This window comes from Maribacter forsetii DSM 18668 (genome assembly GCF_000744105.1).
GTDB classification, from domain to species: domain Bacteria; phylum Bacteroidota; class Bacteroidia; order Flavobacteriales; family Flavobacteriaceae; genus Maribacter; species Maribacter forsetii.
Genome location: NZ_JQLH01000001.1, coordinates 3,382,001 through 3,406,212 on the forward strand (window position 1 = coordinate 3,382,001; position 24,212 = coordinate 3,406,212).

24 protein-coding genes are annotated in these 24,212 nt (G+C 34.5%); 5 read left to right on the forward strand and 19 right to left on the reverse strand.

Features of this window, described 5'->3' with window-relative positions; translation table 11 throughout:
• Positions 1 to 51: 51 nt before the first annotated feature.
• Positions 52 to 1,242, forward strand: coding sequence for a serine hydrolase domain-containing protein (locus P177_RS14445; RefSeq protein WP_051941860.1), 1,191 nt, complete (start codon positions 52 to 54; stop codon positions 1,240 to 1,242).
• A gap of 68 nt (positions 1,243 to 1,310) precedes the next feature.
• Positions 1,311 to 1,913, forward strand: a complete 603-nt coding sequence (locus tag P177_RS14450; RefSeq protein WP_036155850.1) for a nitroreductase family protein — start codon at positions 1,311 to 1,313, stop codon at positions 1,911 to 1,913.
• A 9-nt stretch (positions 1,914 to 1,922) separates the two neighbouring features.
• On the opposite strand, the gene P177_RS14455 is transcribed toward P177_RS14450, so the two are convergent.
• From P177_RS14455 to P177_RS14520, 15 genes are all read right to left on the reverse strand, one after another.
• Positions 1,923 to 2,768 (reverse strand): metallophosphoesterase, encoded by an 846-nt coding sequence (locus P177_RS14455; protein WP_036155852.1) that lies wholly within the window; start codon positions 2,766 to 2,768, stop codon positions 1,923 to 1,925.
• Positions 2,769 to 2,783: 15 nt separating this feature from the next.
• Positions 2,784 to 4,460 carry an amidase family protein gene (locus tag P177_RS14460; protein WP_036155854.1) on the reverse strand — a complete coding sequence of 559 codons (1,677 nt, stop codon included), beginning with the start codon at positions 4,458 to 4,460 and terminating at the stop codon, positions 2,784 to 2,786.
• Between the two features lie 4 nt (positions 4,461 to 4,464).
• Positions 4,465 to 5,286 (reverse strand): DUF2911 domain-containing protein, encoded by an 822-nt coding sequence (locus P177_RS14465; RefSeq protein WP_084684703.1) that lies wholly within the window; start codon positions 5,284 to 5,286, stop codon positions 4,465 to 4,467.
• Between the two features lie 59 nt (positions 5,287 to 5,345).
• A complete protein-coding gene (gene ftsY / locus P177_RS14470; protein ID WP_036155858.1) occupies positions 5,346 to 6,302 on the reverse strand; it encodes a signal recognition particle-docking protein FtsY in 957 nt (318 codons plus the stop codon).
• An 87-nt stretch (positions 6,303 to 6,389) separates the two neighbouring features.
• Positions 6,390 to 6,542 carry a DUF4295 domain-containing protein gene (locus tag P177_RS19845; protein ID WP_071340023.1) on the reverse strand — a complete coding sequence of 51 codons (153 nt, stop codon included), beginning with the start codon at positions 6,540 to 6,542 and terminating at the stop codon, positions 6,390 to 6,392.
• A 36-nt stretch (positions 6,543 to 6,578) separates the two neighbouring features.
• Positions 6,579 to 6,761, reverse strand: coding sequence for a 50S ribosomal protein L33 (gene rpmG, locus P177_RS14475; protein ID WP_027067805.1), 183 nt, complete (start codon positions 6,759 to 6,761; stop codon positions 6,579 to 6,581).
• A 21-nt stretch (positions 6,762 to 6,782) separates the two neighbouring features.
• A complete protein-coding gene (gene rpmB, locus P177_RS14480) occupies positions 6,783 to 7,022 on the reverse strand; it encodes a 50S ribosomal protein L28 (RefSeq protein WP_036155860.1) in 240 nt (79 codons plus the stop codon).
• A gap of 69 nt (positions 7,023 to 7,091) precedes the next feature.
• Positions 7,092 to 8,342 carry a competence/damage-inducible protein A gene (locus tag P177_RS14485; protein ID WP_036155863.1) on the reverse strand — a complete coding sequence of 417 codons (1,251 nt, stop codon included), beginning with the start codon at positions 8,340 to 8,342 and terminating at the stop codon, positions 7,092 to 7,094.
• Positions 8,342 to 8,680, reverse strand: coding sequence for an Hpt domain-containing protein (locus P177_RS14490; protein ID WP_036155865.1), 339 nt, complete (start codon positions 8,678 to 8,680; stop codon positions 8,342 to 8,344). The genes P177_RS14485 and P177_RS14490 overlap by 1 nt, the downstream gene beginning before the upstream one ends.
• Positions 8,680 to 9,291, reverse strand: coding sequence for a fumarylacetoacetate hydrolase family protein (locus P177_RS14495; RefSeq protein WP_036155867.1), 612 nt, complete (start codon positions 9,289 to 9,291; stop codon positions 8,680 to 8,682). The genes P177_RS14490 and P177_RS14495 overlap by 1 nt, the downstream gene beginning before the upstream one ends.
• Before the next feature lie 6 nt (positions 9,292 to 9,297).
• Positions 9,298 to 10,212 carry a carboxypeptidase-like regulatory domain-containing protein gene (locus tag P177_RS14500; protein ID WP_036155870.1) on the reverse strand — a complete coding sequence of 305 codons (915 nt, stop codon included), beginning with the start codon at positions 10,210 to 10,212 and terminating at the stop codon, positions 9,298 to 9,300.
• A gap of 1 nt (position 10,213) precedes the next feature.
• On the reverse strand, positions 10,214 to 10,990 hold the full coding sequence (locus P177_RS14505) for a 3'-5' exonuclease (protein ID WP_036155871.1): 777 nt from the start codon (positions 10,988 to 10,990) through the stop codon (positions 10,214 to 10,216).
• 234 nt (positions 10,991 to 11,224) lie between these two features.
• Positions 11,225 to 12,676 carry a dihydrolipoamide acetyltransferase family protein gene (locus P177_RS14510; RefSeq protein ID WP_036155874.1) on the reverse strand — a complete coding sequence of 484 codons (1,452 nt, stop codon included), beginning with the start codon at positions 12,674 to 12,676 and terminating at the stop codon, positions 11,225 to 11,227.
• A 90-nt stretch (positions 12,677 to 12,766) separates the two neighbouring features.
• Positions 12,767 to 13,387 carry a recombination mediator RecR gene (gene recR / locus P177_RS14515; RefSeq protein WP_036155876.1) on the reverse strand — a complete coding sequence of 207 codons (621 nt, stop codon included), beginning with the start codon at positions 13,385 to 13,387 and terminating at the stop codon, positions 12,767 to 12,769.
• Between the two features lie 108 nt (positions 13,388 to 13,495).
• On the reverse strand, positions 13,496 to 14,806 hold the full coding sequence (locus P177_RS14520; protein ID WP_084684704.1) for a M20/M25/M40 family metallo-hydrolase: 1,311 nt from the start codon (positions 14,804 to 14,806) through the stop codon (positions 13,496 to 13,498).
• A 173-nt stretch (positions 14,807 to 14,979) separates the two neighbouring features.
• Between P177_RS14520 and P177_RS14525 the strand changes: the two genes are divergently transcribed.
• Positions 14,980 to 16,467, forward strand: a complete 1,488-nt coding sequence (locus P177_RS14525; RefSeq protein ID WP_036155878.1) for a sodium:solute symporter — start codon at positions 14,980 to 14,982, stop codon at positions 16,465 to 16,467.
• On the opposite strand, the gene P177_RS14530 is transcribed toward P177_RS14525, so the two are convergent.
• The 4 genes from P177_RS14530 to P177_RS14545 form a co-directional block, all read right to left on the reverse strand.
• Positions 16,464 to 16,823 (reverse strand): CoA-binding protein, encoded by a 360-nt coding sequence (locus P177_RS14530; RefSeq protein WP_036155880.1) that lies wholly within the window; start codon positions 16,821 to 16,823, stop codon positions 16,464 to 16,466. The genes P177_RS14525 and P177_RS14530 overlap by 4 nt on opposite strands.
• Before the next feature lie 393 nt (positions 16,824 to 17,216).
• Entirely contained in the window at positions 17,217 to 18,227 is a 1,011-nt protein-coding gene (locus tag P177_RS14535; protein ID WP_036155882.1) for a 3-oxoacyl-ACP synthase III family protein, read from the reverse strand.
• Between the two features lie 115 nt (positions 18,228 to 18,342).
• Entirely contained in the window at positions 18,343 to 19,656 is a 1,314-nt protein-coding gene (locus P177_RS14540) for an ABC1 kinase family protein (RefSeq protein ID WP_036155884.1), read from the reverse strand.
• A 15-nt stretch (positions 19,657 to 19,671) separates the two neighbouring features.
• Positions 19,672 to 20,325, reverse strand: a complete 654-nt coding sequence (locus P177_RS14545) for a TetR family transcriptional regulator C-terminal domain-containing protein (RefSeq protein ID WP_036155886.1) — start codon at positions 20,323 to 20,325, stop codon at positions 19,672 to 19,674.
• A gap of 370 nt (positions 20,326 to 20,695) precedes the next feature.
• On the opposite strand from P177_RS14545, the gene htpG reads away from it, so the two are divergent.
• Together htpG and P177_RS14555 are read left to right on the forward strand one after the other, a co-directional pair.
• Complete coding sequence (gene htpG, locus P177_RS14550) at positions 20,696 to 22,585, forward strand: molecular chaperone HtpG (protein ID WP_036155888.1); 1,890 nt, start codon at positions 20,696 to 20,698, stop codon at positions 22,583 to 22,585.
• A gap of 97 nt (positions 22,586 to 22,682) precedes the next feature.
• Positions 22,683 to 24,101 (forward strand): hypothetical protein, encoded by a 1,419-nt coding sequence (locus P177_RS14555; protein WP_036155890.1) that lies wholly within the window; start codon positions 22,683 to 22,685, stop codon positions 24,099 to 24,101.
• Positions 24,102 to 24,212: the final 111 nt, after the last annotated feature.

The following is a 24,212-nucleotide window of genomic DNA, read 5'->3' on the forward strand; positions in this document are numbered from 1 at the left end:
AATTTAAATTGGGGTGCAAAAATACGATTTGGGTACTTAAAAACGTTAGATATGGACAAATTTACTTGTAATCTTTATTTGATTACAGTTTATCAAGACCCAAATCTTAAATTAACCATGAAATTCTCCCAATATTTCAGGCTATTTGCCCTATCATTAATTGTAGCTTCATGCTCCAAAGATTCTGAACCTACATCAGAAACTGGTAAAAGTGGCGTACCACCCGAGGTATCACCTATACCTACAGAAACTTATTTCCCTCCAATTTCAAGAGCTAACGAATGGGAAACCATATCAATGGAAACCTTAGGTTGGAACGAAGATGAAGTAAGTAATCTATATTTCTTCCTAGAAAACAATAATACCGATGCTTTTATTATCCTAAAGGATGGCAGAATAGTAATAGAAAAATACTTTGGTGATTTTAAGTCTGATGACAATCATGCATGGAACTCTGCCGGAAAAAATTTAACGGCAATGCTTACAGGTATTGCACAAGAAGAGGAATATCTTAAAATCACAGATGCTACATCTACTTATTTAGGTGAGGGCTGGTCAAGCATGCCTTTAGAACAAGAACTGAATATTACCATAAAAAATCAATTGACAATGATTACTGGTCTAGATTATACTGGAGATGATATTTTCTGTACCGAACCAGAATGTCTGTTTTACTTAAATGATCCTGGCACGTTTTGGTATTATCATAATGCACCATATACATTATTAGATGATGTCATTGCCAATGCTACCGAAACTGATTTTAATTCCTATTTCTCAGAAAAAATCAAAGAACCAATTGGCATGCAAGGTCTGTTCTTTAAAGTAGGATACAATAATGTATTCTTTAGTTCTGCACGAAGTATGGCTCGTTTTGGAATTTTAAATTTGAATCAAGGTAATTGGGACGGAACACCCATTCTATCTGACCAGAGTTACTTTAACGCCATGATCAATAGTTCTCAAGATATAAATCCTTCTTACGGATATTTGTATTGGTTAAACGGTAAAAGTAGTTTTAGACTGCCAAGTTCTGTAGAAGAATTTACAGGTAGCTTAATCCCTAATGCCCCTGCCGATATGTATGCCGGACTTGGATTAAACGACCAAAAACTATATATGGTGCCAAGCCTAGATTTGGTAGTCGTACGTATGGGCGGTGCTAGTAATGAAGAACTTTTAGGACCTTCTAGTTTCGATAATGAAATATGGGAATTACTTAATGCAATAATCAAAAACTAACTGACATCATTAAAAATAAAAAACACTATTCTAAGTTATAGAGATTAAGAATAGTTAAATAAGGTAAAATGGACTTTAAGCAATTTGCACAAAATAGGTATACAACCCAAAAATATGATGTATCCAGAAAAATCTCAAATTCAGATATTGAAGATTTAAAGCATATTTTAAAACTTAGTCCGTCTTCTATTAATAGTCAACCTTGGTTATTCACATTCGTTTCTAATGAACAGGTGAAAAATGCCTTAGCTGATGCTTCATATTCTAATGCGCCTAAAATAAAAAATGCCAGTCATTTGGTCGTTTTTAGTGTTATGGATAATCTTGAGGAATTTGAAAAACGTGTAGAAGAAAATTTACTTGAAAACTCCATTAAGTTTTACAAGCAATACATAAAAACACAACCGAAAGAGAAAACGGTTAACTGGTTATCCAATCAAGTGTATATTACGTTAGGATTCTTTTTGGCCGCATGTGCATCTATGGAAATAGACTCTACCCCTATGGAAGGTATAGACGCTGCTAAATACAAGGACATACTTAATATTACAGATCACAAGGTTTTATTTTCAGTGGCAATTGGCTACCGTGATGAAAATGATAATACACAACCAAATTTAATAGGTAAATCTAGATTATCTGGAGATACCGTGATTCAATCAATTGATTAGTCTAAAATTTCAAACTTCTTTAGCCAATTCAAATACCGTAATTTCTGGTCTTACATTAAAACGTACTTGACGCAAACAACCTAATGCGCTATTAATATACAGGGTTCTTCCATCTTTTAAATCTTTTATGCCAGCATTGTATTTTTTGTTTTTAACGGGTAAAATAAGTGGCGGCAAAAAAGGTGGTTTAACTTGTCCGCCATGAGTATGACCAGAGAGTATCCAACCCGTAAAATTATTCCAAACAGGAAGATCACATACATCCGGATTGTGACATAGGGTAATATTTGCTTTCTCAGGATTGTATTTTGCAATAGCTTTTTCAGGATAAAAATTACTTCCCCAAAAGTCATCCATACCCATAAAATTGAGTCCGTTAATTTCCACTGCATCATTTCGTAACATGGTTACCCCTACATCTTCTAAACTCTTCGTGATTTTTTGCGCGACATCATCTTCTACAAAATCAATTCCGTAATCGTGATTACCTAATATACCGATGGTACCCAAAGTGCCTTTAACCACAAATTTCAATACCTCTTGCAACTGGTTTAGTTGTTCATTGTCTTCATAGGTAACATAGTCACCGGTATACACCACAAAATCAGGATTCAATTCTTGGGCTTCTTTAAATGAATCTATGATGTATTGATAATCAAAAGAATTGCCAATATGCACATCACTTATTTGCATTACGGTTTTACCAACCAGTGAATCCGGTAAGTTCTTCAAATGCATATTTACATACACAAACTGCATCCAAAAAGGCTCTATTTGCCAACTGTACAATCCTGTTAACAAACCTAGCCCTGCTACCCACTGAAAAGTCTTTTTGACAAAGCTTCTTCTTTTCATTTTAAGTAATCAAATTTAATTTTGATAGTCTTTAGGCGTTACACGCTTTTGAAATTTGTCTTCATATGATTTTCCCAACCTCAACAGTTGCCCCTCTGAAAACTGTTTTCCTATAAAAGTTAAGCTTATCGGTTCGCCCGATATTTTATACCCCATAGGTATTGTCAAAGCAGGGTATTTGGCAACTGCAGCATAACCTGCGTGGTAATTATTAATAGATAAAACAGCATCCAGCTTGTTCTTATCCATCGCTGTATCGAAGAAAGTTCGTCCATTTGTTTCAAGATTAGATTTTATCTCCTCTAATTCGGTCGTTGTAGTAGAATCTGAAAGTATACCATTGAATAATGCTTGACCATATGGTATTCTAACCAATGAATCCGTATTATTAAATGCCACCGCATCTGTAATTGAAGAAATTTTCACTAACTCAGGGTTGGTATACACCTTTAGATACGACTTTAAGTCATTTCGCATATCAATATTTAAAATACTTAGAAAGCCATCCATGGCAACTTCTGGCGGTGTAAACGTTACAATTGTTGCACCAGCTTCTTTTAAATCTTCAATGGTATGTTTATAAATACTATCAGTCTCCACCAGTTCTTTGATAGCACCCAATCTCATTTCTGAAAAAGGTATGGGATGTAATCCTGCAGATAATACACCCGGAAAATTATCTTCTACAGAAGCGGCATCCAATTTATCATAACCCAACATAGCAGACAATAAAATGGCATTATCCTTAACATTCTTTGTCATAGGACCGGGAGTATCTAATGTGCTAGATATAGGAACTATGCCTGACCTACTCAATAAGCCTATAGTTGGTTTTAAGCCTACTACAGAATTTTGACTACTTGGTGATAAAATAGAACCCGAGGTTTCCGTACCTACTGCTGCAACTGCATAATTTGCCGCAACGGCCGTACCACTTCCAGAACTTGAACCACCTGTTTCAAAGACTCTTCTCCCGTAAGGATTTAGTGTTTGACCACCATAAGCACTATACCCTACTGGACAACCTGAGCATAAAAAATACGCCCATTCACTTAAATTAACTTTACCTAAAATTAAAGCACCGTTCTTTTTTAATTGTTGAACGATAAACGAATCATCAACTTCATTGTCCATTAAAGCAATTGAACCCGCTGTCGTTTTCATACCCAGTGTATTAATATTGTCTTTCAACAAAATAGGCATACCATAAATTGGGTGCTGAACTTGAGCCGCTATTCCTTTTTCATTCTGCCTATCTAATTCTCGGGCTTGGTTTACTACATCTTTATTAAGAGCGATGACAGTATTTAAAGTTGTCGAATTATCCAGTTCATACTTATAAATACGATATAAATAAAACAATACTAGATTTTCATAAGTAAGCCTACCCTCTTTTATATGATTTCTAATAACAAAAATATCTTGTTCCAAAATCATGGGAAGCAACTCTTTATATTGAGCCTCAGTAAACTTAGAAACCTCTTCATTCAAAGGCATAAAAACCTCATTCTTATCTAATACGTTAGATTGAATCAGCTTGTACTGCATACGTCCATTCTCGTGATCAGCATTGTCAGCAACTTCAGTAGAATCATTATAGGGAGTCCAAAGAACTACTTCCTCTTTTTTCGTCTCTTGCTTGTTCTTACATGCACTTATAACAATGATTAATAATAATACAAGTTTTTTCATAGTGTTATTTATTTTTTTGAATAGCTTTCCACTTCATTATATCATTCTTGTTCAATCGAACAAATTCATCTTTTCCTTCTTTTTCGGCTAGATTTATAGAAATGTTAGATGCATTGATGGCAGCTTCATATTTTTTTAAATCTCCCAATATTAAAGATCGTACTCTATGAAAGTAGTATGTATCACCTCCCAATTCAATTGCTTTATCAACATAATCAAGTGTCTTTTTGGGGTGTAAACCCTGCTCTTGATAATATCGTGCAATTTCGTAATAAGTTTGTGCAGTGGATTCTTTTGATAATAATTCATCTATCTGTTCTTGCATAATAAATTTTGTATCAAACATAATAGGAATTACTATTTGAGTAGTTCCCCAATTTAAATAAATTGATGCTTGGTTGTGATCAATATTATCGAACGAGATTAAAAATGTCTCCTGAAAATCGTTTTTATGTGTGGGCGTAACCGTAAACCGTAATGCATCTTCTTCAGCATTGTAATTTGCCCTGCCATCTCCCCAATGTGTAGTATTGTTATGAAAAACTATTTGCCATTCTTCTTCCTCAGGAAAAGCATATAGGGCATAAGCACCTTTAGCAAGTTTATTTCCATCTATTAAAACATCAGTACTAAAAGTAATTTTGGTAGATTCATTGGCTCCTACCCTCCAAATACGACCGTTAGGTACTAGACCAGGTTCACCGTTAGGTTGATTACCAAATAAAGTGCGACCCTTAGCAGATGGCCTTGAATATGCTATAGTAATTTTTGAAAGCCCGACTTCTTGTTCAATCTTAGCAAACGGACTAGCTTTCGGGTGGTTCATTTGCCCCCAACTCAGACTACATATTAAAAGAGGAAGTATGAACCAGCCGTATCTCAATTTTAAATTTTAAAGAATGAATCTACAAACTCGTGCTTATTGAATGCCTGTAAGTCTTCAATACCTTCACCTACACCAATATACTTTACCGGAATTTTGAATTGATCAGAAATTCCGATAACAACACCACCTTTTGCCGTTCCATCTAATTTGGTGATGGCTAAGGCAGTTACCTCCGTAGCCTTTGTAAACTGTTTTGCTTGTTCAAATGCATTTTGACCCGTAGAACCATCTAACACCAATAATACTTCATGCGGCGTATCTTCAACTACCTTCTGCATTACACGTTTAACCTTGGTCAACTCATTCATTAAGTTCACCTTATTATGCAAACGCCCAGCCGTATCTATGATAACTACATCTGCATCTTGGGTAACGGCAGAACTCAACGTATCAAAAGCAACTGATGCAGGATCACTTCCCATTTGTTGTTTTACAATGGGCACATCTACACGATCAGCCCAAACTTGTAACTGATCAATTGCAGCTGCTCTAAATGTATCTGCAGCACCCAACACTACTTTTAAACCCTGGTTTTTAAATCTATGTGCCAACTTACCAATAGTGGTTGTTTTACCAACACCATTTACACCAACGACCATTATTACATAAGGCTTTTTATCTTTTGGTATCTGAATATCCCCAGTTTCACTGTCATTAGTTTCAGAAAGCAGACCAGCAATTTCAGCTCTTAAAATAGAGTTAAGCTCATCTGTACCTACATACTTATCTCGAGCTACCCTTGCTTCTATTCTTTCAATAATTTTCAATGTAGTATCTACACCAACATCTGAAGAAACCAGTACTTCTTCAAGATTATCTAGAACATCATCATCAACTTTTGACTTACCGGCAACTGCTTTTCCTAATTTAGAAAAGAAGCTGGTTTTTGTTTTCTCCAAACCTTTATCTAAGGTTTCCTTTTTCTGAGAAGAAAATATTTTTTTAAATAAACTCATTTTTGATTGTATGGTTAGTCAAATATAAAAAATTAAAAAGCCCCTTTCGTAGGAAAGGGGCTCAATAACTACTAAAAGTTATATTTCTTATTTCTTGGCAATCCAAGCATCTACCAATTCTGGTGGCATTACTTGTTCTACAAAAACGTAAGCACCTGATTTTGGTGACTTAACCATTTTTATAGCTTTTGTCAATCTTTTAGAACTTGTCTGTAAACTTGCTACGGTTTTCTTAGCCATGACTTATATTTTTTTGTGATTCTCTAAAGTGAAAATCTATTTAATTTCTTTGTGAAGGGTCATTCTCTTAAGAATAGGATTGAATTTTTTAATTTCCAATCTCTCAGGAGTATTCTTCTTATTCTTGGTAGTGATATATCTTGAAGTACCTGGTTGACCAGATTCTTTATGCTCAGTGCATTCTAATATAACTTGTATTCTATTACCTTTCTTTGCCATCTTATCGCTCTATTTTCCAGATTACTTAATAACGAATCCTTTTGCTTTTGCTTCTTTTAAAACAGCAGATATACCTTTCTTATTGATACTTTTTAAAGCTCTTGTAGATACTTTAAGAGTTATCCAACGGTCTTCCTCTGGTATGTAAAAACGTTTTTTAGATAGATTTACATCAAATCTTCTTCTAGTTTTATTAATGGAAAACGAAACATTGTTTCCAAACATCGCCTTCTTACCCGTAATTTCACAAACTTTTGACATCGTGCTGACTTTTTCTTTTAAACAGGGTGCAAATTTATATCTTTTTTATCGTTCCAACAACAATAAAGATCACATTTTTAAAATTTCTTTTTGAAGAAGCTCAAATGCCTTATTTACAGACTTTTCCACAACTCTCTCACGGGTGCTTCCCATTTGAAATTTTTGTACATATTTTGACTTCGGACCATCGATGGCAATAAATACCGTTCCAACCTCTGCATTTGAATCTCCTTTTGTAGGGCCTGCATTACCAGTTGTTGCTATTGCATAATCGGTTTTCATCAATTCTTTTGCCCCTTTTGCCATTGCCGTAGCAACTTCAGCACTAACTACAGAATATTGATCTACAATTTCTTTAGGCACATTCAATACATTTATTTTTGCTTCTGTAGCATAACTGACCACACTTCCTTTAAAATAATTGGACGCACCAGGTATTGAAGTAATCTTCTCAGCAATTTTACCACCTGTAAAACTCTCTGCAGTGGATAAGGTTAAATTTTTGCTAGTCAATAATTTCGCTACAATCTCTTCTATACTTTCGTCATCTTCAAGACCAAATATAATATCATCGATTAAAGGGTGTAATTTTTCAATTTCAGCGTTCATCGCTGTTTCCAATTCATAAAGACTAGGTCCTTTACCCGATAAACGCAACCTCACTTTACCTAGATTAGGTAAATAAGCTAATTTTATATTAACCGGCAATGCATCTTCCCAAGCCTCTATACGTTTGGCAATTGCACTTTCTCCCAAACCATAAGTAACTACAGTTCTATGAATAATATGTGGTCTTTTGTAATAAGATGCCAGTTTAGGAATCACAGATTCCGTCATTAGGTGCTTCATTTCAAAAGGCACACCCGGCATAGAAATAAACGTAACTTCATTTTCCCTTATCAATATACCAGGAGCGGTACCATTGGCATTATGCAAGACTTCTGCCTTACTAGGTACTAAAGCCTGCATCCTATTAATATCGGATATTGGGGTATTACTTATATATTTAGCGAACAGCTCTTCTACATGTGCCAATACCTCTGTATTCTCAACAAGGGTATCATTAAAGAACTCGCACAAAGTGTGTTTCGTAATATCATCTTTTGTAGGACCCAGACCACCTGTGATGATGACTACATCTACGCGTTCTGATGAATCTTTAAAAGCATTTAATAAATGTTCGCGTTCATCTTGAATAGAAGTAATTTGATAAACCGAGATACCGATTTTATTTAACTCCTTACCTATAAATGCAGAGTTGGTATCAATAACTTGACCGATGAGAATTTCATCGCCAATAGTAATAATTTCTGCAAGCATTATAACTGGAAGTCATTTTTTAATTCTGCCACAACCTGATTGATATCGGTCTTTAGCATTGGAAATCTTTTCTCGATCTCCGCCATATTAGCCTCTTGCTTACCTAAAGTTTCTAACTCCAAGGCTATGGCACGTGTTTGCTCCATTCCTAGCAAATCAACATTTGGCTTTATTTTATGGGCAAGTTTATATACTTGATCATGGTCTTTTTCTTGAAGGGCTTTTTCTAGAGCCTCTAAATCTTCAGGTACTTCTTCCAAAAAAACAGATATAACAGAATTTATAAAATCCTGATCCCCCTCTGCCATCTCATTAATCTTATCCAGGCTATAAATCATCACTTAATTTTTAAGTTAAAAAGCTCTTTGTCTTCCAAACTACCCGTAAGATAGTCATTTGGACTTATTTTCCCAACACCCGCAGGTGTTCCGGTAAAAATAATATCTCCTTTTTTTAACATAAAGAACGTTGAAACATAAGCAATTATTTCATCTATCTCCCAAAGCATTAAACTGGTATTGCCATCTTGAACGACTTCACCATTCTTTAACAACTTAAAATTTAGGTTATTAATATCCTCAAAATCAGTTTTAGGAAGCCATTCCCCTATCACAGCAGCACCATCAAAACCTTTCGATTTTTCCCATGGCAAGCCTTTATCTTTTAATTTCGATTGCAAATCTCTTGCAGTAAAATCTATACCCAATCCTATTTCATCATAGTAAGTAGGTGCAAATTCTTTAGCTATATGCTTTCCTACTTTTTTAATTTTCACCAAGACCTCAACCTCATAATGCACATTATCCGTAAATTCTGGAATATAAAAATCTTGCTGTTTAGGCAAAACAGATGAATCTGGCTTTATAAAAACCACCGGTTCTTCCGGTCTCTCATTCTTCAGTTCATCAATATGAGCTGTATAATTTCTACCTATGCATATAATTTTCATCCGGACTTATTTTTTCTTAGATAATTTTAAACTGATGGCAGGTATTAAGTTTTCATTATTACCAGGTGCCTTTATCCCAAATTCATTCCACTCGCCCATACCGTAAACCATAGTTTTAAAATTCTGATTCTTTTGATATACCGCAGCAAATGTAGGTGCAAAACGATCTTCCACTACATTCTTATTTGTAATGGCGTGTTTGTACGTATTTGTATACCAATTATAAGGAAGGAAAATCCACTCTAGTCCAATATACACACCTTCGTCTGGCATTCTTATACCCATGCTTGAAAGATCTATGGAAACATAATCTTCTTTTGTAGAGCTTTCTAATATGATACTTTTACGAATTAAATCGTGATTTGGTTTACGTGTTTTTTTATCTACATCATAAACACGAAGTCTAAATTTAGACGAAGCTCTTTTAAACTTGCTATTCTGTTGTACATGAATAGTTATTTTCTGCAGATACTTTTTGGCAGCACCTATATTGGGAAAATACAAAGCCAATACCCAAGGGGTCTCTGCAGACGAGAATCCACTTTTAATACTATAGGAACTCACAGGATTTAACACCTGTGAATCACCCAAACTTTGAGAAACCACCACCTCTTCAAGCTCAAAGGTTTCTTCTTTCATGTAGATTTTCTTCTTTTCAGAAATAACTCTGGCAGACATTATGGTGTCTTTAAATCCTAATGCTGAAATATGCACGTCGCGCTCTAAATATGATTCTGGAACATCTATATAAAAATAACCCTCTTCATCACTAGAAGTTCCTTTGAGCGTTTTTAGAAAACTTATGTTGGCATACGGTACTGCGGTTTTGGTTTTATCATCATATACATGACCTTCAACCAAAACTTCTTGGGCGTGACCAATACCCATTATCAATAAAAATAATACTAAACAAATTCGCATTTTAAACTAATTTATTATTGAGTTTGCTCAGTTTAATTTGAGTAAGAATTTTTTTAGTATACAATGGGAAATCTGCATTTAGCATCCAGCCAAAATAACCTGGTTCATTTTCTAAAACCGCATGTACTTTTTTACCTTTATGCTTACCAAAAGAGAAAACTTCTTCTCCTTCTTCATCCATTGCTATAAAACCTGCGAAATCTACAGATTGCTTTCTTCTTGAGAATTCTGATAGTTTTTTAATATTGTTTTCCAAGTCAGGATACCTATCTAACTGAGAAAGCAACACCTCATAAGTAGCATTGGTATCTGCCGCGGCACTGTGGGCATCGGTAAGGTCTTTATCACAATAAAATTTATAAGCAGCTTCTAGGGTACGTTTTTCCATTTTATGAAAAATGGTCTGTACATCTACAGATACCGTATTTTTCATATCAAAATCTATATCTGCACGCAATAATTCTTCTGCCAACAAAGGAATATCAAATCGGTCAGAATTGAATCCACCTAAATCACTATCCTTTATAATCTTATAAATTTCTTTAGAAAGTTCTTTGAAGGTTGGCTCGTTAGCCACCTTTTCATTAGTAATACCATGAACGGCAATTACCTCTTCCGGTATCACCATTTCAGGATTCACCAGCCATGTTTTACTTTCTTTATTACCGTTAGGGTATACTTTTAAAATCGCTATTTCTACAATACGATCTTTTGCCACATTGATCCCAGTTGTCTCTAAATCAAAGAAACAAATAGGTCTGGTAAGCTTTAATTCCATAAGTGTTCAACTTTTAACAAAAATACACTTTCGTTTTTTAGACACATAAAATTACTTGGGATTAATTTTATTTCAAATCAAAAAGCTGAAGAAAATACGGATTTGCCTAAATAGTTAATCAATTTTATATTACCCAAACCAACATATACAATGAATTAAAAACTATACAATTAAAAAATATACCCCATTATACATTTTGTATAATGGGGTATATTTTTTAATATCTCTTTAGGTTTACACCTCTCTATTAACATCCCAACCTTCCAGATAGTCTGCAACAGCTTTGGCGAACATACTACCTAAAGCGCCATTAACCACTCTGTGATCATAGCTATGAGATAAATACATTTTACTACGTACTGCAATTACATCACCTTCCGAAGTTTCAATAACCGAAGGAATTTTTCTTATAGCTCCCAATGCCATAATACCAACCTGTGGCTGATTGATTATAGGAGTTCCAAACACACTACCAAACGTTCCAACATTGGTTACCGTATAAGTACCACCTTGTACCTCATCTGGCTTAAGCGCATTGTTTCTAGAACGGTCTGCCAAATCATTTACAACTTTAGCTATACCTAATAGATTTAATTGATCCGCATTTTTTATTACCGGCACTATCAAATTACCATCTGGCAGAGCTGCCGCCATACCTATATTTATATTCTTCTTTTTTATAACGTTATCACCATCAACTGAAATATTCATCATAGGATATTTCTTCAATGCCACGGCAACAGCTTCCATAAAAATTGGTGTGAACGTAAACTTCTCACCTTCTCTTTTAAAGAATGCATCTTTAATTTTATTACGCCATGTAACAATATTGGTTACATCTACCTCTATAAAACTCTGTACATGTGCAGATGTAGTAACACTATCCGTCATATGTTTGGCAATTAACTTGCCCATTCTTGTCATAGGTATTACCTCATCGCCACGAGAAACCTGCATTTTTGGTTTTTCTGGAGCAGGGGCACTAGCTGGCGTTGGCGCTGGAGCACTTGCCGGAGGGACCGGTGCCACCTTAGCCGTCACTGCAGGCGCTGCAACTTTTTCCTGTGCAGGAGCGGGGGCAGCTACCTTAACCGGTGCCTCAACCCTATCTTGTACAACAACTCTTTCTGGAGTCGCTACCTTTGCAACCGGCTTACTTTCTCCGGTTTTAACGTAGTTTAATATATCATCTTTGGTTACTCTGCCGTCCTTTCCTGTTCCTGAAATTGTTTCAAGAACTTCAAAAGAAATACCTTCTTCTTTTGCTATATTCTTAACTAAAGGAGAGTAAAAACGATCAGAAGTTCCATTTAATTGCGCCGTAGATGTCTCTGCTCTTGCATGCATAACCGCTGATTCTGCCGCTGCAACCATTTCCTGAAGTACCGGCTCTGGTTCTGCTATATCTTGAACGTTATCTGTAGCATCACTTACATCAACATCACCACCTACTTGAATTATTGCTACTGTTTGACCGACCTCTACCACATCATCAACATTAAAGCATTTTTCAATTAAAACACCATCAACCTCACTTGGCACTTCACTATCAACCTTATCCGTAGCAATTTCAAAAATGGCCTCGTCCATCTCAATCGTATCACCTACCTCTTTCAACCATGACGTCAATGTTGCTTCTGCAACACTCTCTCCCATACGTGGTAGTTTCAATTCAAATTTTGACATATCGATAATTTAAAGCTTGTTTTGTTTATGTTTTTTGCAAAAATAATAAAATAAATACCTTTTTATTGATATTTAAACGAAAATCAAGTGCTAATCTTGTCTTAACGACCCTTCAAATGGCACCCTATTTAAGATACTACGACCCAAAGTGACCTCATCTGCATACTCCAATTCATCGCCAACCGCTATTCCTCTTGCTATGGTAGACGTTTTTACATCCAATCCTTCTATCTGCCTAAAAATATAAAAATTGGTGGTATCGCCCTCCATGGTAGAACTCAACGCAAAAATCAACTCCTTTATTACGCCTTTTCTCACTTTATCCACCAAAGTTCCTATTTTCAAATTTTGTGGACCAATGCCTTCCATAGGGGATATTTTACCACCAAGAACATGGTACTTACCCCTAAATTGACCTGTATTTTCAATTGCCATGACATCTCTAATATCTTCAACCACACAAACCAATGCGCCATCTCTTTTAGGGTTGGCACATATTTCGCACATGGTCGTATCTGAAATATTATGGCAATTTTCACAAAATTGAATTTTACCTCTTAAATCTACTAAGGACGCAGAAAGATTTTCTGTACGCTGCTCTGGCTGTTTTAATAAATGCAATACCAAACGTAATGCTGTTCGCTTACCAATACCTGGTAATTGCGAAACTTCATATACTGCGTTTTCCAATAATTTAGATGAGAAATCCATAAGTTTTTGTCGGGATAAATTTACAACTAAACTTGAAAATCAACTCTTACGGTTTTCATAAAATTATTTAACATTTAAAAATTACCGAAAAAATCTTACCTACAACCGCTATTTTACATAACCAGCTTCAATAACAGTAAGCAACATTGCCAATTTTATAGCTTCTGCACCATTTTCATTAAGCCACCATTCATGAAGTGAATGTGCACCACCGCCAATACCACCTCTGCCAATGGTAATTGCCGGTACACCCATAGAAATAGGAATATTACTATTTGTAGAACCCCTAGTAAGACTTGGTTTATATCCAAATAAGTTGGTAGCACTAATAGCACGTTGCACTAAAGGAGTGTCTAATGAAAGCTCGCCCGATGGTCTATCGCCAATTTTTATAAGCTCTAAAGATATTTCATCATCAACACCTGTATTATTATATGCCTTTAAAGCAGTTTCCATAGATTCTTTAAAAATAGCTTCTACTTCTTTTAAACGACCACTATCAACAGATCGCATATCAACTTCCATCCAAGATTCAAAAGGAATAGAATTAACCGAAGTACCTCCTCCTATTCTACCAATATTAAAACTTGTTTTAGCTCCTTCATCAGTAAATGCTTTAGCATTTTCAGTAAACTCCTTAATAGCAAAACCAAGTGCGTGATGCGGATTTGCCAATCCGAATGCACCCCATGAATGCCCTCCTTTTCCTTTAAACAGCGCCTTATACCTTACAGAACCTAAACCGGCATTATTGACTCTGCCTACCGTACCACCATCTATAGATATCCATGAATCTATTTTTGTAGCCCCATCTCTAAACAAATGCTTTACCCCACGTAAATCTCCTAATCCTTCTTCACCTACAGAACCAACAAACCAAACATCTGCCTCAGTACTTACATCAGCTTTCTTCATAGCTTTAAAAATAGCTAGTAACATTGCCAACCCTCTGGTATCATCTCCAACGCCTGGTGCAACCAAAGTATCTCCTTTTTTAACCACTTTTACATTTGTCCCTTCTGGGAATACGGTATCTAAATGAGCATCTAAAACAACTATTTTACTGCCAATTGTTCCTTTTCTTACTGCTATCACATTACCTACATCATCAATTGAAACTTCATCTAAACCTGCTTCCACAAACATTTCCTTAAATGCTTCTGCCCTCTCAGCTTCCATAAAAGGTGGAGCAGGAATTTCTGTTAACGTAATTAAATCACGTTCTGTTTCATTCTCTATAGCATCTATAACCTCAAAAGCATTTTTTATTTTTTTATCTTTCAGAAGCTTACCTACTGCCTTATCAATTTTCTTATCCGCAACTACACTCTCTTGACCACTTAACACATTACTTAATAGCAAACCGAAAATCAGTAAACCTAAAAATGTTTTATTTTTCAAAAGATGCCCCTTATTCATAATTATTTTTATTTAGAATTTGATATTCGAAAAGGTATCAAAATTAAATCGGTAATAAAATGTAAACCAACTTTATCAGTTCTTAATTAAAGTATTCTCAAATTAAGCTCCAAGATTTTAAGTTATCTCACAAGCTCCTTTAACTTTTTGTAATTTGCCGCAAATTTTAAACCATGAACGCCTCTCATATTTTACTTTTAATTTCTGGCTACTTTGTTTTGCTGTTGATTATTTCATATTTCACCGGCAAAAACGATTCTAACGAAGATTTTTTTAAGGCAGGTAAACAGTCACCATGGTATTTGGTAGCATTTGGTATGGTGGGCGCCTCTTTATCTGGTGTTACCTTTATTTCTGTACCAGGGTGGGTAAAAGCTTCTGAATTCAGCTATATGCAAGTTGTTTTTGGGTACTTTTTAGGTTACATGGTTACGGCGTTTGTACTGCTTCCTGTTTATTATAAGCAGAATGTAACCTCTATTTATCAGTATTTAGATGATAGATTTGGCTTTGTAAGTTATAAAGTGGGCGCTATTTCATTTTTTATCTCTAGGGTTCTTGGTGCTGCTTTTCGTTTATTTCTGGTAGCTATTGTTCTACAACAATTCGTGTTCGATGCTTGGAACGTTCCTTTTGAAATTACTGTTATTCTATCCATATTACTAATTTGGATCTATACTTTTAAAGGCGGAATTAAAACGATTGTTTGGACAGATACCTTGCAAACTTTGTTTATGTTGATATCAGTGGGGTTATCCATTTATTTTATACTTGAAAAAATGGATTGGACTTTTATGGAGTTTCTAAACTCTCCTGAATTAGGTCAGTATAGCAAAACCTTTTTTACTGACGATCTTTCTTCTAAAAACCATTTGGTAAAATCGTTTTTAGGCGGAATGTTCATTACCATATGTATGACGGGACTTGATCAAGATATGATGCAAAAAAACCTAACATGTAGAAACTTAGGTGAGGCTCAAAAAAATATGGTCAGCTTTAGTATCGTTTTAGTTTTTGTTACTTTTATATTTATGTTGTTGGGGGCTTTGCTCTTTATATATGCCGATGCGAATAATATTGCCATACCACTTATGGACGGCTCTCCAAAGTCAGATCTTTTATTTCCGGAGATAGCACTAAATAGTGGTTTAGGCATAACGGTTGCCGTAACGTTCATGCTAGGTTTAATTGCAGCTGCTTACAGTAGCGCAGACAGTGCACTTACCTCTCTAACCACATCATTTTGTATAGATTTTCTTGGAACAGAGAAAAAATCTGAACAAATAGCAAAAAAGACCCGTAGAATAACACATGTAGGCATGAGCATTCTGTTAGTTCTAGTGGTTATATCTTTTAAATATATATTGGACAAAAATGTAATTGACGGATTATTAACGGTAGCCTCATACACCTACGGACCGTTACTAGGATTATTCTCTTTCGGAATTTTCACCAAACATCAAGTAAAAGACAAATATGTATGGATCGTGGCTCTGGTTTGCGTCTCCATAATTCTCATTTTAGCAAAGCTACCTAGTGACTATTTTGGTGGCTATGTCTTCGGATATGAACTTTTACCGTTGAATGGTCTGCTAACCTTTGTAGGATTATGGCTCATTCGTAAAAAAAATACATCTGCCAAAATTAACGATATTGCTTAATACTGACGTGTACCCAACAATACTAAAGTACATGCCACATCTACCTCTATATTATTATTTTTCAGTAACTTATAAAATTCAGGATTTTCGGTTCCCGGATTAAAAATCACCCTTTTGGGAGCCAAAGAAATAATATATTGATAATATTCTTCTTGTCTTTTTGGATTTATATATAGGGTTATTGTATGAATATCACTAATTTTGTCTAAAGTATTACTGATATTGACACCAGAAACCTCACCTTCTCTTAATCCATAAGCCAAGGTTTCTACCCCCGAATCTACTAGTCGATGTATTGCAATATTGCTATATCGATTTGGTTTTAAGGAGGCTCCGAACACAAGGGTCTTTTTCATGATAAAAAAATGTTAAAAGAGCACTAATATGTAACTAATAAGACAATATTTCGTCTATTAGTAAAGTTAGATACTCTTACGAGTTTAAAATATTGTTGGTAACGCTATATGTTTATAGTTAATGGTTAGTGTTTAGTATAGCCTATCAGCATTTGAAGCCCGGCTTCCAATTCATTTTGGAATGTCCGGGTTTCTTCTTTTTGACACTTGACCAAAAATTTACCATAATAACTGCACTTCATTTTTTCGATAAAACGAATGAAGAAGTAACATTTAGAACATAATTACGTCTATTACTTTATATAGGGATGTTAAATAAAGAAGATTGGTTGGTTTTTTCTTATTAAGTAAAACTATATAGCACCCATAGCCAAAACTATGGGTGCTTTATGTTTACCATCTAATAATTACACTGCCCCAGGTAAAACCGCTACCAAATGCAGCTAAAACTACTAAGTCCCCACTTTTTACCTTACCTTCTTGCCACGCTTCTGTAAGTGCAATAGGAATAGATGCAGCTGTTGTGTTACCATATTTCATAATATTATTGAAAACCTGGTCATCACTTAACTGAAATTTCTTTTGAATAAATTGAGATATTCTCAAGTTAGCTTGATGCGGAACCAATAAATCTATATCCGTCGAATTCAATTTATTTTTCTCCAAACCTTCTACAATAACCTCACTGAAACGAACAACTGCATTTTTAAATACAAATTGACCATTCATATGAGGAAAATAAGATTCATCATTTGGATCATTGTCCTCCATGATATCCGTTACCCATCTATTACCCATACCAGGTGCTATTAGAGAAAGCTCTTCTGCATGCTGACCTTCTGAATGTAGATGTGTTGACAATATACCTTTGGTAGTATCTTCCTCTCTAGTTAATACTGCCGCACCGGCACCATCACCAAATATTACAGAAACTCCCCTACCTCTTGTGGTCATATCCAAACCATGAGAATGTAATTCAGAACCAATAACAAGTACATTTTTATACATACCCGTTTTTATATACTGATCTGCAATAGAAACAGCATACACAAAACCAGAACATTGATTTCTAACGTCTAATGCACCTACGGTTTTAATTCCTAAATCTCTTTGAACCAATACACCAGGACCAGGGAAATAATAATCGGGACTCAAAGTAGCAAAAACGATAAAATCAATATCGTCTTTATCAATACCGGCTCTTTCAATGGCAATTTTAGCTGCCTTAACACCCATGGTAGTAGTGGTATCTCCATCACCTTTTACCACATGCCTTCTCTCTTTTATACCGGTACGTTCTTGGATCCAAGCATCATTAGTATCCATCACTTTTGACAAATCATCGTTTGTCACTACGTTTTCAGGTACATAATGACCTAAGCCAATTATTTTTGAATTATACATAGTAATTTTTTAATCCTGATAAAGCTCAGGTTGAATTAGTGTTGCAATATAAACAACTATTAAGAAATTTTTTTGAAAATATAACAATCATCTATTATTACAAAGGAGCGTGAAATTACAAACTCAAATATTTCTGGTAGTCGTTTACTTTAATATTTGATTTTAAATCATGAAGAAGATTGTAAAGACCAAAGAAGGTACGGTTCATATACAAAAAGTGCTTTGAACCTCTATTTCCATTCATTTTTCTAATTTGCTTATCAGAAGAGAATTGTTCACCTAACGCCGCTATTTCACTCCAAAAAACCTCATCGCCAAAATCAAAATCTTCATTGTGAAATGGTGATGTAAATAAACTTAGCAATTGATGAAATATCGATTTAAAAAATAATATTTCTTCTGGAGTATCATTAGGCATCAATATTTCAAGCTCGTATAACTTTTCTGTAAACTTTTCATCATTTGATATCACCTCTGGTCTTGCCAGTTCAAAATACGGTACATAAAAAGAATCTGGCACTTCCTTAATGCAACCAAAATCAATTGCAATAAGCTCTTCATTATCATTCACCATAAAATTACCTGGGTGCGGATCTGCATGTACTTTTCTTAATCCGTGAATTTGAAACATATAGAAATCCCACAATGCCTGACCTAACTTATCTCCTGTTGCCTGAGAAAAATCAGTTTTTGTAAATTCACTCAAATGTTTACCGGACATCCAATCCATTGTAATTATACGTGAACTAGATAGTTCTGTATAATATTTTGGAAAATTGATATTCGGTATTACCGAACAGGCTTCGGTAATCTCTTTACTTTGTGCTACTTCTAAAATATAATCTGTCTCTTCAACCAGTTTATTTTCAACTTCCCTAAAATATTTATCTGAATCTTTGCCTTGAAGATTGAACATACGGATAGCAATAGGCTTTACAATCGCCAAATCGCTGCTTATACTTTGTGCTACACCTGGATACTGAATTTTTACCGCTAAATTTTTACCGTCTTTGGTTGCTTTATGCACCTGACCTATACTAGCGGCATTTATTGAATCTTTATCGAATGTATCAAAAACTTCTTCTGGATACTTATCTAAATACTTCTTAAAAGTCTTTCTAACCAAAGGTGCAGATAAAGGGGGAACTGAAAATTGTGAAAGTGAAAACTTCTCTACATAAGCATTAGGCAGTAAATTTTTCTCCATACTCAACATCTGGGCAACCTTAAGCGCACTACCCTTCAATGATTTTAAGCCGTCATATATATCTGCGGCATTATCTTCGTTCAACTCGTCTTTAGTCGTGTCCGGATTTATGATTTTCTTACCCAAATACTTGGCATAATTACCACCAATCTTAGCTCCGGTTTTCACCAGCTTACTTGCACGCTCTATTTTTCCGGTAGGTATTTTATCAAGTGTTTTCAAATCGTATGATTTAGATTAGGCAAAGGTTTCCTTATAAAGAAATTTCCCGAAGTCAAGAATATTCTCTAATGGCGTATTATCGAACACATCGAAAATGGTGTTTACAGATTTTTCAATAGCTATATCTGTTTTTTCAAATGCGGCAGAATCATCCGATTTCCAAAAATTCATTAAAAACATGGTCTGTAACCATGCCCCTTCTGAAAATAATTGCGGGTTGTGTTTCGTAATTTTTAAATTCTTGTCTGCATTGCCATCTGCAATCAAGCCTTTAGAAAATTCCTTAATATTTTTTCTTAGTCCTTTTAATTGCTCCATATTTTTGAACGGACCAGAAGCACTATCCATTATAAATAAAATATAGCTTCTATTCAATGTCAGTACTTCAAAAAAGGTATAGAAAAACGTAAGCATCTTTTCTCTATTGGTAAAATCCTGATACTCTTTATTTTTCTCTATTACACTAACTGTGTTTGTGTAAAAAGTATTCCAAATACTTTTCTTGATGGCATCTATTGATCCAAAATGAAGATAAAAAGCTGATTCTTCAATAGCATTTACTTTACAAAATTTGTAGACTGTTTTGGGCAACTTCTCGTTTTCTAAAACGTAGTCCATAAACATTGTTATAATCATCTCTTTTGTTACTTTTTTGGCTTTTGCAGGCATATCAATTTTTTTTTAAATAAGGTACAATGCAGATTTCATAGTTAGAAGTTTTCATGACACATTAGCTTTTATTTAGCAAAAACGTGCTATTTTAAATAGCACGTTTTCAAAACAACCTAACCAATAAATAATCAACATGTGATTATGCTTAAAATTCTTTTTCATAGCACTTTTTCATAACCACAATACAAATATACATTATGTTTAACGTTTTTTAATATTTCATAAACAAAAATATATGTTAAACTTTTATAGGCAGTAAACTGTCAGTTTGTCACAATAAGCTATTATGGTATTTTTTTTGACCAATAGCAACGAACAATCATTATTAACAATGGCCGCACTGACTGTGGCATAAAAAATATAAAAAATGGCAACAGGTAAAATTAATGTGTCCGTAGACAACATTTTTCCACTGATCAAGAAGTTCTTGTACAGTGATCACGAAATTTTTCTAAGAGAATTAATTTCAAATGCAACAGATGCAACCTTAAAAATGAAGCACTTGACCACAATTGGCGAGGCAAAGGTTGAATATGGCAACCCTATTATAGAGGTTAAAGCAGACAAAGAAGGCAAAAAACTACATATCATTGACCAAGGTCTTGGTATGACAGAAGAAGAAGTAAAGAAATATATTAACGAGGTAGCTTTCTCTGGTGCTGAAGAGTTCTTGAACAAGTATGAGGACTCTGCTAAAGATTCAGGAATTATTGGTCATTTTGGACTTGGATTCTATTCTGCATTTATGGTTGCCCATAAAGTTGAGATTATCACTAAGAGTTTTAAAGATGAGCCAGCGGTTCATTGGTCATGTGACGGTTCTCCAGAATTTATCATGGAACCAGCTGAAAAAGAAACGCGTGGTACGGAAATCATTCTTCATATCGCAGATGATTCTACCGAGTTTTTAGAAGATGGTAAAATAAACGAGCTTTTAACAAAGTATAATAAGTTCATGCCTATTCCGATCAAATTTGGAATGAAGACTGAAACTTTACCAAAACCTGAAGGTGCAAAAGAAGAAGATCCTGCGCCAACGCAAGAGGTTGACAATATCATTAACAACCCTAACCCAGCATGGACAAAGCAACCTGCAGATTTAAAGCCGGAAGACTATAAAAGTTTTTACAGAGAGCTCTACCCAATGCAATTTGAGGAGCCTTTGTTTCATATTCATTTAAATGTAGATTATCCTTTTAACCTTACGGGTATTTTATATTTCCCAAAACTCTCTAACGATTTAAATCAGCAGAAAGATAGAATTCAACTATACCAAAACCAGGTATTCGTTACTGATAACGTTGAAGGTATCGTTCCTGAATTCTTGACCATGTTACGCGGTGTTATTGATTCTCCAGATATTCCGCTAAACGTATCTCGTTCGTATTTACAGGCTGATGGTGCAGTGAAGAAAATATCTTCTTACATCACTAGAAAGGTGGCTGATAAAATGAACTCGCTGTTCAAAAATGATCGTGCCGAGTTTGAAGCAAAATGGAACGATATTAAAATCGTTATTGAATACGGAATGCTTTCTGAAGATAAGTTCTTTGACAAAGCAGATAAGTTTGCACTTTACCCAACGGTAGATGGTTCTTACTTTACGTTTGAAGAGTTACAAGAGAAAATAAAAGATACACAGACAGATAAAGACGGAAAAACAGTTATTCTTTACGCATCTGACAAAGAAGCACAACACAGTTATATTGAAACTGCAAAGGCAAAAGGTTACGAAGTGTTGTTATTAGATTCGCCAATCATCGGTCACTTAATGCAGAAGCTAGAAAGCTCTAAAGAGAATATTTCTTTTGCTCGTGTAGATGCCGATCATATTGACAAATTGATTCAAAAGGAAGAAACTCAAATCTCTAAATTATCTGAAGAAGAAAAAGAAACCTTGAAGAAAGAATTGGAAGAAGCTATTACTGATAAAAGCTTTACAGTTCAATTAGAAGCTATGGATAGCGATTCTTCTCCGTTCACTATTACAGAGCCTGAGTTTATGCGTCGTATGAAAGAAATGCAACAGACTGGCGGTGGCGGTGGTATGTTTGGTATGGGTTCTATGCCAGACATGTACAACCTAATCGTTAATACGAATCACCCATTGGTTAGCGAGTTTTTAAATACAAAGACAGCGAAGAAAAAAGAGCGATTGATCAATCAGTCACTAGACTTAGCGAAGTTATCTAAAGGTTTACTTAAAGGTAAAGCTTTAACAGATTTCATTAAGCGTAGCTACGAGATGGTAAAGTAATTTCCATTTCCTATAATCTTAAGAAAAGCCACTACATTTTTTGTAGTGGCTTTTTTGTTAAATGTTGTTATCTTTCAGTTGAGAAACCACTGACCAAATGAAAAACGACTACCGTAGTAAAAAATTTAAAAAACTACTGGATAACCTGCAGCAAGAAAGTTGGCAACTAGAACTCATTATTTCTGGGTTTGCTATTTATGGGTTGATTACAAGTTATGGTAGTATAGAGTTAGAATACTTTAAATCTATACAAAAAGAGTACATTCTTAACAATTTTCTATTGAGTACTTTATTAACTAGCATACTTATTTTAATAATAGTATTATTAACTCATGTAGTTATTAGAGGTTTATGGATTGGCGCAATTGGATTACGATATGTATCTGGAGATATTGATTATCGAAATTTAAACTACTCTAAAAAATTCTCAGATTTTTTAAAAGAAAAGGTAGGTTCGTTTGATCATTATATTTCTAGACTTGAGAATATTTGCAGCACCTTATTTGCGCTAGCTTTCTTAATGATTTTCTATTTAATTTCATTTTTTATGGTCATAGGTGTTATGGCCGTGACTATAAGTTATCTTGAAATAATCAAATCTATTTCTGAAACGTTTTATGAATATACAAATGGGAGTTTCATTTTTATTTACGTTTTCAGTATCCTATTATTACTGATTGATTTTCTAGGAGCTGGTATTTTAAAAAAGTACAAATGGACATCAATAATATACTATCCAATTTATAGGGTTTTTAGCTACATTACCCTTTCTTTTTTATATAGACCCTTAGTATATAATTTCTTAGATCAGAAAAAAGCGCGTTGGATCGGTATATTAATAGTACCCGTTTATTTTATTGTTTCATTTTTTTCTTCTGGATTTGGCACGTTAAGATCCAACTATCTTGACCATGAACAGAGTACTTCGCAACAATTTACAGGTAAAGAAAATTATGAAGACCAATTATTAGAAGATACCGATATGGTAAATTTTGCCTCAATACCTTCTAAAATCATAGAAAAATCTTATTTACCAATATTTATAAGCTACACTAATTATATGGAAGATGCTGTTTTTAAAAATGATTCTACTCTTTTACCCGAAGAAGATGAAAGGGGGTTTGGGTTTCATTTATCTAATATGCAGTCAGCTTCAGGTTTAGTTAGTTTTCAAGTCACACCAGTAGACCATCTTGGAATTCAATCTGAATATTTAAAAGTATTCGATTCTATTTTCGAACTTCAAATAGACTCAAAAAAACAAGTTTATAATTTTAATTTGACTAAAAATAAACAAGAACAGTTTGGTTTTGAAACCATATTAGACCTAGAAAAATTACCAAGAGGAAAACACTTTCTTAGAATAATCGGTCCGGACGAGAAGGAAAAAGGAGTTTTTGAAAGAGATACGCTGATTACCATCCCCTTTTGGTACTTCCCAGAAAATAGCTCATCTCAAAACGCTCAAAATACTATCATATTAAAAGACACTGTGACAACTAATCTTTACAAATAGTCTAATTTCTAAATTTAGAAATTAGCAAATATGAAGCATAAAAATCTATAGTTAATCATTTACACAAGCTGTTTTCAACCAATTTAATAACAGTTTGGTCAACTTTAGGTA